The sequence below is a fragment of the Psychrobacter sp. CX10 genome (genome assembly GCF_057621575.2).
The window spans coordinates 931,245-946,834 of record NZ_CM177736.1 but is presented as its reverse complement, the minus strand read 5'-3'; the positions used below and the strand labels follow the sequence as shown (position 1 = coordinate 946,834).

Here is a 15,590-nt window from a genome sequence, read left to right as displayed (position 1 = left end):
TTAGGCTATTTTAAATGCCCTAATATAGCTTTTGTACTATGCTCTCATAACATCAACACTTATAATGCGAAACATAAAAAGTGTAGCTTAAAATTTAATCATACCTACATAGGATTAAAATATTGAAATCTAATCATAAAAAGCCAGCGGTAAGCGTACCAGCTATTGATAAAATGTGTCTCATTCTTGATTTAATTACGGATACCAATTACCCATTAACTTCCGCTGAAATTGCTGAAGAATTAAAGTTACCGCGTAGTAGCACACACAATATTTTGCAAAGCTTATTGGCCAAACATATCGTGTACAAAGATCGTGATAATCGTTTTCAATTGGGGTCATATCTTTTGTACTGGTCGGGTAAATATGAAAAGCAGAACAGTATTATTGATATTTTTCATGAAGTGATATCGCAGCACCCTACTCTATTGGATCATACAGTAACTCTGTCAGAAATAGACGGTACTGAGGTAGTATTTCTAGCATGTCATGAGTCTCCAGCTCCCTTAGGGTTTACCTTTAGGTCAGGTGTTCGCGTGCCGGCGCCTTTTTCAGCGACTGGTAAAGCAATGCTGTCGGCTTATGATGATGAAACCCTTCTTAAATTATTAGGTGACATAATGCCAGAACCTTATACTTCTCGAAGTGTACAGTCATTGGATAAGCTATTAAGTGAATTGGATCAGGTTCGTCAAACTGGCGTCTCATTAGATGATGGTCAGCTTCGTGAAGGTATGTATTGTATGGGTACTTATATAGCTGATGCTGAAGGTCAGCCCATTGCAGGAATGGCCGTGAGTTTTGTCAAACAAGAATATGAGTGTCAGCGCGAAGTGGTGAGTCAAGCTTTGCTTGAATTAGCCAAGGATATTTCCGCGCGGATGGGAGGCAGTTGAATAGGGTTTACTATTTAATCGCTATTATATTGGAATTGTTTATGGTAATCCGCCCACCCATATTTAAGATATTTTGGATTAGGCGAAAAGCCGCCTGCACCGATGTTCAAATCAGGTACAATTTCATTAATTAATTTATAGTCGGCCCAGACAGCTATCTTAGTTTTATCGCTCGTATAGGGAGACCATTTACCATAGTATAGATTGTTGAAGTAACTATCAGAATAATAGTTAATATAGTTGTAGTGCATGACGTTATCGTCTGTCAAATACCACTTACTATAAAGCTTACCACTAAATACACCACTATATTTTTGGTTCGGGTTCTCTTTTAATACGTAATCGAATACTGCGAATCCTTGTTCAACCGATCCTTTGTTTTTATATTCCTCATCAACCCCATAATCAAAATCTGCGTAGATATAAATATCGTTAAGAGTTAATACGCCTTCAAAATCATTTAAATTATTTTTAACTTTAGATGTCCCTAATATTTGATAACGCTGAAATTGATTGGGAACTTGTCGAACATGATCGATCTTCATAATTAAACGTTGGTAATTACTGCCTATGATTCCAATATTGTAATCAGTACGTTCGATAGACCCAGCTATTGCATTGGTAAAATCATATTTATCAAAATTTTTAGGATCTATTCTACTGATGTTACGATAACCCTCAGTTGTATAATCAATTAAAACTTTAAAAATAGTTTCATCCATATCACCGCTATAAGCGTGATCATCACTTGTTAGCTGTCTTAAATAAAACTCATCAAAATCAGTATCAGTATCAGCATAACTATAGGTGGTATGACTTATACAGATAATGGCTACAAGTAGTGAGGTTAAAAACTGCTTTCTATAGACTATCAATGGGTATGCCTTTATAAACGTGAGCGTATTTGATTGATATGTTTAGTTTTTTGAATAACTGTGTATATCAAAATTTAGAATCATGAATAATTTCTATTAGATTTAAATCGTGATCATATTTATGTACTAAACCTTTACTAAATGCATTAATATAAACCTCATCTTCGGCATAAGAAACCTCAATATAATCATAGTCGAATGGCAATAAAACGCTACCTGACTTATCAATTAAGCCAAATTTTATTACTTTAGAGTTATTTAACGATTCGCCAGATAATCCATCAAGTTCCAATTGTTTCGTTAGTATATCTGAATCATATTCACCTTTAATCGGAACAGATTTTGCAGCAATGAAATGAGGAGGATAGTTAATAGAAGCTATACCTATATATTTATCCAAAAACAATAAATCACCATTAGCATCAATCACTCCTTTATTGTCACCAATAGACACTATAAACATTGGGGTTATAATATTATTTATTAAATCTTCTTTGGTATTTGCAATTCCTGCATATCTAATATCATCATAATTACCCTTAATAATCTCTTTACCTTTATTCAAATTCCATAAACTCAAATATCCTTTGATATCTACTATCCTAATAAACTGTTCAGTAGATTGAAGTTTCAAATATTCATTACTGTCACCGTTTTTATCGATTAAAATTTGAGTATTCAAAGGTTCAACTAAAGTAATACTATCTTCTGCTTTTAATAACAATTCCCCATTAAGACTATATAGCTCGTAGTGCCCATTATTTATAGTAAGGATAAAATCATTATATTCATCAGCGTTAATATCCTGAAATACAGTAGGTAGAATTTGCTTTCCATGAGTAAGCTCTATCAATCCAAACAAACCTTTATTTTCAATGAATAGATAATCATCATAACCAGAATTTTTTAAAACTGGTATCGTCATATCCTGCAACGGTACAACCAGTTGACCGTTAGCATCTAAAATACCTGTTAATCCATTACGCTTAATTTCATATAGTTTTTTCTCATCAGGTTGATTGGTATTAGAACCTATCTGGGATATAGCGTCATATTCAATAGGCAATATGACTTCATTAAACACGGTAACTAACCCGTACTTATCACCAAGGCGAACTTTTAAAAACCTGTCTTGAGGGTAAATATCATCATAAATATTGGGAATGATAATTTCATTATGAGCGGTTACCAAACCACGCCTATTATTTAAGGTATACATAAATATAGAGTTAGCATCATATGAGTAGCTATAATTCAAACTAGTGTCGCTATCTATAATCAAGGGCGTTAATTTTGAATTACTATTGGATGATAAATGAAGTTCATTATTCGTTGGTATAGTATATTTGAGCGAACCTGGTTTAGGTCCTGATGTCATGTTATGCAACTCAATTGGATGTAGTCTACTCAATGGATGTATGTGATCATAGAAAAAACTTGGTTTTAAAGTTTTATTTGTTGTGTCAAAGATCAAAACTGATTGTTTATTGTCTTGTTCAACGACTATAGGTTTATTGATAGAATATGAATCTATAATGTCATCATAAATAGGTTGTAATATTACATTAGCACTACCGTCAATAAGGCCATGTTTCTCATTTATAGTAAATTGATATATATCATCGCCTAAACCTTTTAGACTACGTGAAGACTCAATGATGGTTTCACCTTTATCATTAACTATCCTTTCTAATATAATATTATTACCATTATGAAAATCATTTGGCGAACTTTTAAATAGTGAGATTGATTGACGTAGTAGGTTAATTTCATCATTAAATATATTTATATTATTACGATAATCTTCTTCAACAATAGTTTTACCATCTTCATCGGTAACTCCAACCCTATTATTAACATAGTGAACGAATATTAGCTTATTGGTTAAACAACTATATTTTGTGTCAATTCGGTAGTATTCTATGGGAAGAACAATCTGACCAGTATGATCTATCACACCTTTGTTTTTAATTTTATCGACGAACTGAATATTAGTTTTATAAATAACTTCGAAAAAGCTTTTATTATCTTCAAAATTTGTATGGATCGGATATATTGTTTTAATTTTTTTAGATAATTCAAGACCATTCTCATTCTCACCAGCTTTAGGGAATATCCATTCACCCTTATCATTAATTAAAGCCGATCCTTTTGTATTGCCATCCACAATTTTGACAGAATAAACACTAGGGTCATAACTTGGCAATATATCGTGATAACTAAAATCAAGTATAAGCTTACCGTCTGAACCAATAACACCCTTGAGTCCATTTCTCTTAGCAATTATTCTAAAGTCACTTAATTTTCTTATATAATAAATATTTGAAAATAGGGTATTATTATGCTTATCAACTAATTCATATGTAGCACCATGAAATTTAATTTTTAAACCATAAGGATTATTTAAATTATAGTCATCGTAATATATATTCTCCACCGTTTGCGGGAGACAAACTTTAGTTGAGTCAGTGCTAACATAGGACGCGGCAACCTTTTCATTGATATTGGAACTGGCACTGGCACTGGAACTGGCACTGGCACTGGCACTGGCACTGGCAATTAAGCTGAAAATGACAAAGGACAGTACAGAACAGTTACTAATTATTTTAAGTTCAGGTCTGATAAAATTTTGGTTAATCGAATTTAGTGTTTTTGAAAAAGATACTATCTTTTTCCATAAAAGAAGTTTCATATTTATAGCTTTTAATTAAAGGGTCATTTATAGTTTTACTAATTCTGTTAAGCGAAATCTAAATTTATACAACTAAAGAAATAACGTTTAAATACTAACTCAATCTACATATCCATTAAGATTTGCAAGATTAATCTTAGCCGTCTCATTTCCCCAACTTGACGCCTTGCGATACCACATCATGGCTTTCTCATAATCCACATCAACACCTTCACCTTGCTGATACATCCAGCCTAAGTTATTTTGCGCTAAGGGAAGATCTTGCTCTGCGGCTTGTTTAAACCAGTACATGGCTTTGGCATAATCCTGTTCTACATATAAACCATCGCGATAGTTGATTCCGAGATTATACTGAGCTAAAGCATGTCCTTGTTCTGCAGCTTTTTTATACCAGTATAATGCTTGCGTCGAGTCCTTAGGAACACCTTTAGCATTTTCATAGATTATTCCTAATTCATATTGAGCTAAATCTAATCCTTCATTTGCAGCTTTAGTATACAGTTCAATACCTTTATCAATATTTTGAGGTACAGACTTTCCATTAAAATAAAATGTCCCAAGATTAAAAATAGCAATTGTATTGCCTTTATTCGCAGATTTTTTAATCATAACGAATGCTTTATCAATATCTTGTTCAACGCCCTGCCCATACTCATAAAGGGCTGCCAAATCGTTTAATGCTTTAGCATGCCCTTGTTCAGCAGATTTAGTAAACCACTCGACTGTTTTATCAATATTTGGACAGACCTCATCACTACTTTGATAAATCTCACCTAGTTCATACTGTGCTTGTTTACTGCCGTGCTCAGCGGCTTTAAGCGTCTTTTTGAAATGCTTGCTTGTATTATTATATTCTACACAAGGTTTTCGTTGTTCTAATTCAAGAGCGTTTAGATTATTTCGCGCCAAAAAACTACCGTATTTGATTGCTTCTTTATACCAGCTCGAAGCTGTCTTTATATCTTTGGGGACGCCTTTTCCTTGATGATATACCCATCCCATGTTATTTAACGCTAAGGGTTCTTTAAACTCAGCCGATTTTTCAAACCAATTTATCGCTTTTTGATAATCTTGTTCTACACCCCTACCTTCAAGGTACATCCACCCTATATTATTTAACGCTAATGGGTAGTTCTGTTGCGCAGCTTTTTTATACCAATGCATAGCTTTATCAAAATCTTGAACACCACTGTTCTCATCATTGTAAATCGTACCTAAATTATATTGAGCCAATCTATTACCCTGATTAGCGGCTTTTTTATACCATTCAATTGCTTTGGCATAATCCTGTGGTGTACCAAGTCCATCCTCATAAACTTGTGCCAACTGAATTTGAGCGATCTCATCACCATTCAATGCAGCTGAGTATACATCTGTGAAACCATTTACCGGATTGCCGGTATAATTAAATACTGAAGGACGTTCTTCATCACTGTGGGAGGTTTGATCAGGTTCATTGGTGCATGCATTTAGGGGTGTGAGAAAGGTAAGGCTCAATAATAGAGCCTTATAAAGTTGAAGGTAAATTTTGTTCAAGGCGCGATCCCTAGCAAAAGGTATAAGGTATAAAGTTTAGGACTTAGTTTATTATATACACTTAATAATTAAGTTAACATTCAAACCTTAAAAATACTCCTTTATTGTTCAATATTTTTAAATCTAAATAATACCATCTGCTTTAAGCTTATCTATAGTTTCGCGGTCATACCCAAGTGCAGATAGAGTTTGATCAGTATGTTCACTAAGTTTAGGCGGCGGTGTGCGAAAGCTTACCGGCGAGTCTGATAGTTTTATTGGGCTTCCAAGCGCTTTAATTGGACTATTCTCGAAGCTGACAATCATTTCTCTCGCGGCAACTTGAGGCATGGCCAAAGCTTCTGTTACATTATGAATAGGACCACAGGGCACACCCATAGCTTGAAGCTCATTTAACCAGTAACACCGAGTATTTTGTTTAAAAGCTTTAGACAACATGGCCTGTAAGTGGTCTCGGTTAGCCACTCGATTTGGATTGGTAGCGTATTGTTTATCTTCATTTAGGGGTAGTTTTAATAGCTTACAGACTTTGGCAAATTGACTATCATTACCACAAGCGAGAATAAAGTGATTGGCATCAGCCGTTTCGAATACTTGATAAGGGGTAATATTAGGGTGCGCGTTACCCAGTCGCGGCGGCGTTGTATTTGATGCCAATTGGTTCATACCAATATTGGCTAGCATAGAAACTGCACTATCCAATAGGGCCACATCGACATATTGACCTTTACCCGTTTTTTCACGTGCCAGCAGCGCCGCTTCAATACCTATGGTCAATTGCAGTCCTGCAAACAGATCAACTACAGCCACACCTACTTTATGTGGCTCTCCATCAGCGGGGCCTGTGATGCTCATTAGCCCCGACAGACCTTGGATAATATAATCATATCCAGGTTTGTAAGCATCAGGACCATATTGCCCAAATCCGGTTAAAGAAGCATATACAAGCTTGGGGTTTATCTCTTTTATAGTCTCATAATCTAGACCATATTTTTTAAGCCCGCCGACTTTAAAGTTCTCAACCAGAACGTCACTATCGGCGGCTAAAGTTTTGATTATTTGTTGCCCTTCAGGTTTTGTAATATCGACCGTGATTGATTTTTTATTTCTATTAACAGTCGCAAAGTATGCTGCTGTTTTTGTACCGTCCTTCGGGTCTACAAAGCTTGGCGGGTTCCAATGTCTGGTTTCATCGCCGATAAGCGGACGCTCAACTTTGATAACCTCGGCTCCCAAATCAGCTAATATCTGGGTACACGACGGCCCTGCCAGTACTCGTGATAAATCGAGAACCTTAATGCCTTTTAATGCTTGTTGTGCTAATGCTGCATTAGGGGCTTTCGAAGACAGATGATTGGAAGGATCAGACGATGATTGATTTGATAGCATAATGTACTCTCTTAAAGTCTATCTACTTACTAATTGAGATGAGAAGTTGACCTATTACCAAGCACGAACCTGATTTAAAAGAATAAAACGTTGTTAAACTGAGAATCGTCCAAAACATTCATTTCACCATCAAATAAACAATGAGAAAGATGTTTTGAACGATACATCAACCATAAGGTAATATAGCAGGCTCAAATTGCTATAAACACAGTAGACTTAAGCAAATGCCTGAATGCCAGTAATCGCACGTCCTAATATCAATGCATGCACATCGTGTGTACCTTCGTAGGTATTGACAGCTTCAAGATTCATAACATGACGAATGACATGATATTCATCGCTAATACCGTTGCCGCCATGCATATCACGAGCCACGCGAGCTATATTTAGGGCTTTGCCGCAATTATTACGCTTGATAAGAGAAATCATTTCGGGGGCGGCGTTATGCTCATCCATTAGGCGTCCGACACGTAAAGCGGCTTGAAGACCTAGTGAAATTTCAGTTTGCATATCGGCCAGTTTTAACTGCACCAACTGAGTCGCCGCTAAAGGACGGTTAAACTGTTTACGATCGAGCGTGTACTGACGCGCCGCTTTCCAACAAAACTCTGCCGCACCCATAGAGCCCCATGCGATGCCATAACGCGCTTTGTTTAGGCATCCAAAGGGTCCCTTTAGTCCACGTATCTCTGGGAACGCGTTTTCTTCGGGCACAAACACATTATCCATGACAATCTCACCCGTTATTGAAGCGCGTAGTGAGAACTTACCCTCAATCTTCGGTGCAGATAATCCTTCCATGCCTTTTTCTAAAACAAATCCGCGAATCTCATCGTGATCGTCTTTCGCCCATACCACAAACACGTCTGCAATAGGACTGTTGGTGATCCACATTTTACTGCCTTTTAACCGATAGCCACCCTCTACCTTTTTTGCGCGCGTCTTCATCGATCCTGGATCAGATCCCGCATCAGGCTCAGTTAAACCAAAACAACCCACATATTCCCCTGTGGCTAGTTTTGGTAAGTATTTCTGCTTTTGTGCTTCTGTGCCATATGCCCATATTGGATGCATAACCAAACTTGATTGAACACTCATGGCAGAACGGTAGCCTGAATCTATGGCTTCAACCTCTCTTGCTATAACGCCATAGGCGACACTTGATAAGCCTGCACACCCATAACCGTCAATAGTCACGCCTAATAATCCAAGCTCGCCCATTTGGCGCATGATGTTACGATCAAAGTTTTCATGACGATTGGCTTTTAAAATACCTGGCATCAATTCAGTTTTACAAAAATCGTGCGTCGACTTTTGCACCATCTGCTCTTCTTCGGTGAGCTGATTGTTTAATAAAAATGCATCTGACCATTCAAAAGTTGGACGCTCGGTTGCGTAAGCGGTATTGGTATCTGATGACATAACAAACTCCGTTTAATTATTTAAATATAATAGTTTGGTGATAACTTTTTGACTGGTGCTAAATTTTGCTAGTTAATTGATGGTTAATTAGATGTGTCTATAACTTAAGAAACAGATTAAGTAAAATGATTTGATTAATCGACGTTTAGCGTTATAGCCAAATAATAAAATAACTGATAAACTTATCATGTTTCGTATAGCGGAACAAAGTTTCATTTATTGAAATTATTAAACCAAATTCCTTAAGTTAAGTAAAGACATTGCGATTAAATTTATAATTATTATTGGCACTAAAACTAATTGATCTTCAAATTTATAGCTCCAAACACTACGAGCCATAGTTAAAGAAATCTAAAATGTTTAGAAGGTAACCGAGTGCAAGTACTACTATATAGTCAAAGAACTTTAAAGTAGTAACAAGGCAACAGAGTGCAAGTACTACTAGGGTAGGCTTAACGAGGTTAACACCGTGACTCTTTATAAGTTCATTGACTATAGTAAGGCGAGCGAGGTTAACACCGTAATCGTTTAGTATTTCACTGACTATAATTCGATTTATAAGAATAAAGATGTCCGATACATGTCGCACAAACACACAATGGATGAATATAAAAAATATGAATACTCTGCGTACGAGCATAATGGATGATATAAAGCGCGCTAAAGAACATGAAGATAAAGCCTTTATCACGGCGCTAGCACGAGGATTGTTATTATTGAGCGTGTTTGAGGATGAACAGGAACTGACCCATCATCAATTGTGCGATAAAACAGCCTTGCCAAAGGCTACCATAAGTCGACTATTACATACCTTAATAACCTTAAAATTAATTAACCGCACTCATAACGAGCGTTATAAACTTGGTAAAAACTTACTCAAGCTTAGTGCGAGCGCCCTGCAAAACCATGATATGGTTGAAGAAGCATTACCTTTGTTAAAAGAATTTGCGTTAAAACATCAAGTATCAGTTAATATTGCGACTCAAAGCGAAGGTGAAATGCGTTATTTAGCATGTTACCGCAGCCCAGCGAGACTGGCCGTTAATTTAGCAGTAGGCTCGACCGTACCTATAGCGCAAACTGCGATTGGGCGGGCTTACTATGCTGCGTTAAGCCCTGTTCTTAAGCAGCAACTTATAAATGAATTGAACGTACACGAAGATAGGGAAGGTTCAAACGAGCAGTATAATCAACCAGATAAAAATAAAGGCACACATTCTAATAACGGAAAAAGTAGTCTCGAGATTCGAGAAGATTCACTTCAAAAGCTCAACGAGGCAACTGAGTTTTATCAAGAACATCATTATTGCTATTCAGATGGGGAGTTTTCACAAGATATATTAGCGGTGGCCGTACCTCTATACGATTCTCTTACTGGTGAATATCATTATTCTATAAACGCCAGTGTGCCAAGAGCGGTATGGAATAAAACTGATTATATTACGTACATTGTGCCGCATTTAAAAACTTTGGCTGGTCATATTGAATCGCTTTAATTCGATTTTAACAATCAATCTATCTATTGCCAATTCTTTAATAAGCGCGGTGGTTACTATTTATGAGCCTGATTTATAGAATCTAAATTATCTAGCTGGTCTAGCCTATTTTTATAGATGTTGACGATGTTTTCAGGATTCCAATCACTACGTTCAGATTTACCATGTCCAAGTGAGGTCTCGCCATTCAATACCCTATCTTTGAAATAATACTGATAGTTCCAAATATCTAAGATTTCTGCATCATTAGATTTTACATACTCCCATTCCATAGCGTAAATAAGTTCATTATTGATGTCATAATAAATTTCGCCCATCTCTATATAGTCTTCTAATGACTTGATGCTAATGATCCTATGACCTTGAGATGGTTCACATATAATCCAATTATGCGAATTGGTATTATAGCTTACGACTTTTATATTATCAGCATCGCATTTAGAATATTGTAATGAAAATTGTGCATCAATCTTCTCTATCAGTGCTTTATCCTGCTTAAGCTTTATATTTGTAGCATCAGGCTCATATTGACCCGCCACACTATCGATTACGCTGTTATTAATATTAGCAGTTGCACTTAGTGAGCATAAACTAGATAGTAATAGGCTAATCAGTACGCTAATAAATAACTGTTTTATTTTTATCATTAAAGTCTCATATTCAAATCAACAATTTATGTAATATTAACCACGCCACGACATTTAGGAAATTTAGCACAGCCGTAAAATTCTTGACCTTGACGAGCCCCTTTTCTGGCTTTGCGTTTAATCATTTCGCCATGGCAATTTGGGCAGGTTGGCACTGTATACATCGGTGTACTCTGCTCTATCGTAGGTTCATTGATAGCTACGCCACGCTTAGATGAGGTCTGTGGCGATTTTTGAACCTTTAGATTTGAGGTATTTAAGTATAGCGTATTATCATCGATTTTATCGTCGTCCAATGACTTTGAAGTGGTTGTTTGACTATGTGTTGTTTGGTTATATGATAATTGATTAAGTGTTGATTGAGTTTGTTCATTTGTAGGTGCGGCATCTTTAGGTAGAACTGGATTTGGCGCCCCTAGCATTTGATGATTCGACGTTTGGTTGAGTTTTTTTTCGCTCTTGTCTTTAACCTTCTGTTTTACATAGGCTTTATGATTTGAATTAGTTTTAAAGGATTTGCTAAAACGTTCCGACTCAATGTTTGCCACTATTTGAGATACTTGCTGTGGCGTTAGCAACTCTGTTTGTTTGTCTTTAATATAAGGAATCCAGCCATTGGCCAACACATTTTTGGGTAACTTATCTTTTGTCTTTAGCTGGCAGTCGCCTATAAATGCGATAACAGAATGAAACTTGTCTTCTTCTAATTGTAGTAAGTCGCTAAGCGTTTTGATATGTAGGTAGTTTTGGCGTAAAGGATTTTGAAACTTAAACTTGCGTTTGTGCAATACCTGCGTCCACTGCGCTTGGTTTTCGCTACCAAATATCCAACCTTTGTAGTTTTTGGTTTCAATCACAAAGATACCAAATTTTGAGACGATAACATGATCGATTTGAGTACTGCCGCCATCAGGTAATGGCAAGGTGACGTTGTTGATACGGTGATAGACTTCTTTATCGAGCATTAGCCAAGTGCCGACATTAATAACCGCTTCGCCTAGCATACCTTTTAGGGTGGATTTTAGGGACATATTATTTCTCCAACGATAAGTTACAATAGGGTTTAGTCGTCAATATTTTTCACACCAGTTAATGACTTTAATATATTCCTTTGGTACGCCTTGACTTTACTATTGCAATACTTATGTTGTAGAGGTTGCACAAATTTTATGAGCGCTATGACATAATTTAAGTAAAATCACTGTATTAGTCAGGAAGACATAAGCGTAACATAAATGCCACCTAAATTTAGTCTTACCGCTTTTGGAGCGTTGTTTAATGAGATTTATACCACTGCTTTGTCTTTTATTATTAACCGGTTCTTGTACCCAAGCAAATGTCCAAAAAAAAGAAGAGACAACATCTACCTTGCTCGAAAATCAAGCCATTCTGCAAAGTGCATTGCAGGTGATGTCAATTGAGCAGTTCTCAAGCAACTGTACTATTGAGAACGAGGTGTTTAATGATAGCTCATCTTTATGGTCAATATCAGACTTACTTCAAGTGCAATCTGTTATTAAGCAAGATTTAACCCAAGACGGTGTCGAGGAGTTGATAGCGTTACTTCGCCCTAGTGATAACTCTCAAGCATTTTGCGACTCATCATTATTTGGGGACGTTATGATAGTGATAACAGACCTTAATACCCATGAAACGATTAGTCAAAATCTAAATATAGGTTATGCCTCGGTACCTAAATTATTCATCAATCAGCTATATAACGATAACAATGGGTTTTATTTAGATTATGAGACAGGACAGTCGATAAAGTGTAGTAATAGAATCGGATTCATATTAGAGAAAAGTGCATTATATATCAATAAGTTAAAATCTATCTGTTATGTACCTTCAGCTGATGATAGTAATGATATAGGCTGGCAAGAACGGTTATTTGAGTATGAATTGGTTAAGCCTGAAGATATTGATTTAATAGCTGTGTTTGATGAGTTGCAATTGGCTTTTTTTTAGGGGTTAATATGGGGATAGAGATTTTTATTTAATTTATAAAATTTATAAAACGTAATGTAGGTAGGTTAAGCGAAGTAAAACCCTACGAAGAAATACTTCATGTCACAGGTTAACGCCTACTCTACCCAACTACTATTATAAATTTCATCATGAGTAACAATAAAAAGTTGCAACGGAGGAGCGGTTTAGCCTCGATTGAAGCGGATATACTGCTGAGCTAAACGAGTTGCAGCGGCTTCATTTGGGTTGGCGCACGGAGTAAGCGACAACCCAAAATGTTAGCCACTGCCTCGGTTAGATGAGCAGATAGAAGTGAAAAGCGAGATTAGCTTCAAAAATCTTTATTTAAAACCAAAAAAAAGAGTTGGCAGATTATCTGACAACTCTTTTTTAATCTTAGATTGGGTTAAGTTGTTTTATTTTATTAATTCGGTGACCGCCTCAACGACAGCATCAGCCGTGATACCAAATTCTTTGAACAAATCATTTGCTGGCGCAGATTCACCATAAGTGGTCATGCCGATAACTTTACCGTCAAGACCAACAAACTTGTACCAATAATCAACATGACCCGCCTCGACTGCAACACGCGCCAAAATATTTGATGGCAATACTGACTCACGGTAATCAGCATCCTGTTGGCTATATACTTCGGCACATGGCATGGAGACCACACGAACACTAATGCCCAGCTCGCTTAGCGTGTTGTAAGCATCCATTGCCAGTCCGACTTCTGAACCGGTAGCGATAATAATAGCTTCTAGTTCTTTATCAGCGCCGCCTTTTTCTTTAGCAAGTATGTAGCCACCTTTAGCGATATTGGCGACTTGTTCATCGTCACGTTGTTGATGCGGTAAACCTTGACGGCTAAAGATAAGTGCACTTGGGGTGCTATCCGCTTTTAAAGCCTCTGTCCAAGCAGTTGCCGTTTCAACCGTGTCACAAGGACGCCATGTGTGTAAATTAGGCGTGGTGCGTAGGCTGGTAAGTTGCTCGATGGGCTGATGCGTGGGTCCATCTTCGCCAAGTCCGATAGAGTCATGGGTGTAAACATGAATCACACGCTGTTTCATAAGCGCACCCATGCGAACAGCATTGCGCGCGTATTCCATAAACATAAGGAAGGTAGCGACGTAAGGGATAAATCCGCCATGTAGGGCGATGCCGTTGGCGATGGCGGTCATACCGAATTCTCGCACGCCGTAGTAAATATAGTTGCCATCAGCGTCAGTATCGATGCCTTTAGCATCTTTGAATAGGGTTAAGTTGGAGCCTGCAAGATCGGCTGAACCGCCGATGAGTTCGGGTAGCATAGGCTGGAAGGTGTTAATCGCGTTAAAGCTGGCTTTACGACTGGCAACGTCTTCGCCTTGCGCTTGGCATTGAGCGATGTAGTCTTTGGTTTTTTGGTCAAAGTCGCTTGGTAAGTCACCATTTAGACGACGTAAAAGCTCTTCAGCAAGCTCTGGGTAGGCTTTTTTGTAGGCGTCAAAGTCGGCTTGCCAGTTTTTTTGTTGGACGTCGCCTTTGACTTTGCCGTCCCATGCTTCATAGATTTCGTCGTCTAGCTCAAACGGGGCATGTTTCCAAGCCAACTCTTCACGAGTTAGTGCAATTTCTTCGTCACCAAGCGGCGCACCGTGGCTTGAGGCTTTGCCTTGTTTGTTAGGGCTTCCGACACCGATGATGGTTTTACAGATGATGAGACTGGGTTTGCTTGTCTCCGCAAGGGCGTCTTCGGTGGCTTGGGTGATGGCGTCGGTGTCATGACCGTCCACTTTGATGACTTGCCAGCCGTAGGCTTCAAAACGTTTTTGGGTGTCATCGGTGAACCAACCTTCGACGTCACCGTCGATTGAGATACCGTTGTCGTCGTAATAGAAAACGAGTTTACCAAGTCCTAGCGTACCAGCTAGCGAGCAGACTTCATGACTGATGCCTTCCATTAAGCAACCATCACCTAAAAATGCGTAGGTGTTATGGTCGATGATATTGTGACCGTCACGGTTGAATTGTGCTGCTAACGTTTTTTCAGCAATGGCAAAACCGACGGCATTGGCGATACCTTGCCCGAGTGGACCTGTAGTGGTTTCAACACCAGGAGTGTAGCCAAGCTCTGGGTGACCTGGGGTTTTAGAGTGTAATTGACGAAATTGTTTTAGGTCTTCGACACTGACGTCATAGCCGGTGAGGTGTAATAGCGCATAAATCAGCATAGAGCCATGACCGTTGGATAGAACAAAGCGGTCACGGTTGTGCCATTTTGGGTCGGCAGGGTTGTGCTTTAAGAATTTACGCCATAACACTTCAGCGATGTCTGCCATGCCCATGGGCGCACCCGGATGACCAGAGTTGGCTTTTTGTACCGCATCGAATGAGAGTACACGGATGGCATTTGCAAGTTTACGCTCGGCTATTGGGGTCGACATAGAGTATCCTAGGTTTTAAATAAAGTATGAAGATATTGAAAAACAGATAAAGGAACTTAATCAAGCACTGACAATTTTATTATCTAGCATATAAAATTCGGCGCTATTCTAACATGAAGTTAGCCGTACTGGCAGTCGCTATAATTTGATTTTGGCAATGTGCTTAGACTTTAAAACTAATATAAAATACCAGCTAACTGTAAAGTTAGAAACCTACCTTTAAATTAGAGATTAATAAAG

General features: G+C 37.8%; 11 protein-coding genes. 3 read left to right on the top strand and 8 right to left on the bottom strand.

What is annotated here, in order from left to right:
* The first annotated feature begins 122 nt into the window (after nt 1-122).
* Nucleotides 123-896 (top strand): IclR family transcriptional regulator, encoded by a 774-nt coding sequence (locus AC21OH_RS03640; protein WP_487371328.1) that lies wholly within the window; start codon nt 123-125, stop codon nt 894-896.
* 14 nt (nt 897-910) lie between these two features.
* Here AC21OH_RS03640 and AC21OH_RS03635 read toward each other — a convergent pair whose 3' ends face one another.
* The 5 genes from AC21OH_RS03635 to AC21OH_RS03615 all read right to left on the bottom strand — a co-directional run bounded on the left by AC21OH_RS03635 (nt 911) and on the right by AC21OH_RS03615 (nt 8,810).
* Entirely contained in the window at nt 911-1,771 is an 861-nt protein-coding gene (locus tag AC21OH_RS03635) for a hypothetical protein (protein ID WP_487371329.1), read from the bottom strand.
* 67 nt (nt 1,772-1,838) lie between these two features.
* On the bottom strand, nt 1,839-4,463 hold the full coding sequence (locus AC21OH_RS03630; protein ID WP_487371330.1) for a WG repeat-containing protein: 2,625 nt from the start codon (nt 4,461-4,463) through the stop codon (nt 1,839-1,841).
* A 99-nt stretch (nt 4,464-4,562) separates the two neighbouring features.
* Nucleotides 4,563-5,960 (bottom strand): tetratricopeptide repeat protein, encoded by a 1,398-nt coding sequence (locus AC21OH_RS03625; RefSeq protein WP_487371331.1) that lies wholly within the window; start codon nt 5,958-5,960, stop codon nt 4,563-4,565.
* Between the two features lie 162 nt (nt 5,961-6,122).
* A complete protein-coding gene (locus AC21OH_RS03620; RefSeq protein WP_487371332.1) occupies nt 6,123-7,388 on the bottom strand; it encodes a CaiB/BaiF CoA transferase family protein in 1,266 nt (421 codons plus the stop codon).
* 216 nt (nt 7,389-7,604) lie between these two features.
* Nucleotides 7,605-8,810, bottom strand: a complete 1,206-nt coding sequence (locus tag AC21OH_RS03615; protein ID WP_487371333.1) for an acyl-CoA dehydrogenase — start codon at nt 8,808-8,810, stop codon at nt 7,605-7,607.
* 569 nt (nt 8,811-9,379) lie between these two features.
* Here AC21OH_RS03615 and AC21OH_RS03610 point away from each other — a divergent pair.
* Nucleotides 9,380-10,306, top strand: coding sequence for an IclR family transcriptional regulator (locus AC21OH_RS03610; protein WP_487371334.1), 927 nt, complete (start codon nt 9,380-9,382; stop codon nt 10,304-10,306).
* A gap of 56 nt (nt 10,307-10,362) precedes the next feature.
* Here AC21OH_RS03610 and AC21OH_RS03605 read toward each other — a convergent pair whose 3' ends face one another.
* Together AC21OH_RS03605 and AC21OH_RS03600 are read right to left on the bottom strand one after the other, a co-directional pair.
* On the bottom strand, nt 10,363-10,953 hold the full coding sequence (locus AC21OH_RS03605) for a hypothetical protein (RefSeq protein WP_487371335.1): 591 nt from the start codon (nt 10,951-10,953) through the stop codon (nt 10,363-10,365).
* 26 nt (nt 10,954-10,979) lie between these two features.
* The gene (locus AC21OH_RS03600) at nt 10,980-11,984 is read right to left on the bottom strand and encodes a nuclease-related domain-containing protein (protein WP_487371336.1); all 1,005 of its coding nucleotides are present in this window, start codon (nt 11,982-11,984) and stop codon (nt 10,980-10,982) included.
* A 247-nt stretch (nt 11,985-12,231) separates the two neighbouring features.
* On the opposite strand from AC21OH_RS03600, the gene AC21OH_RS03595 reads away from it, so the two are divergent.
* Nucleotides 12,232-12,921 carry a hypothetical protein gene (locus tag AC21OH_RS03595; RefSeq protein WP_487371337.1) on the top strand — a complete coding sequence of 230 codons (690 nt, stop codon included), beginning with the start codon at nt 12,232-12,234 and terminating at the stop codon, nt 12,919-12,921.
* Nucleotides 12,922-13,337: 416 nt separating this feature from the next.
* On the opposite strand, the gene tkt is transcribed toward AC21OH_RS03595, so the two are convergent.
* A complete protein-coding gene (tkt, locus tag AC21OH_RS03590) occupies nt 13,338-15,350 on the bottom strand; it encodes a transketolase (RefSeq protein WP_487371338.1) in 2,013 nt (670 codons plus the stop codon).
* Nucleotides 15,351-15,590: the final 240 nt, after the last annotated feature.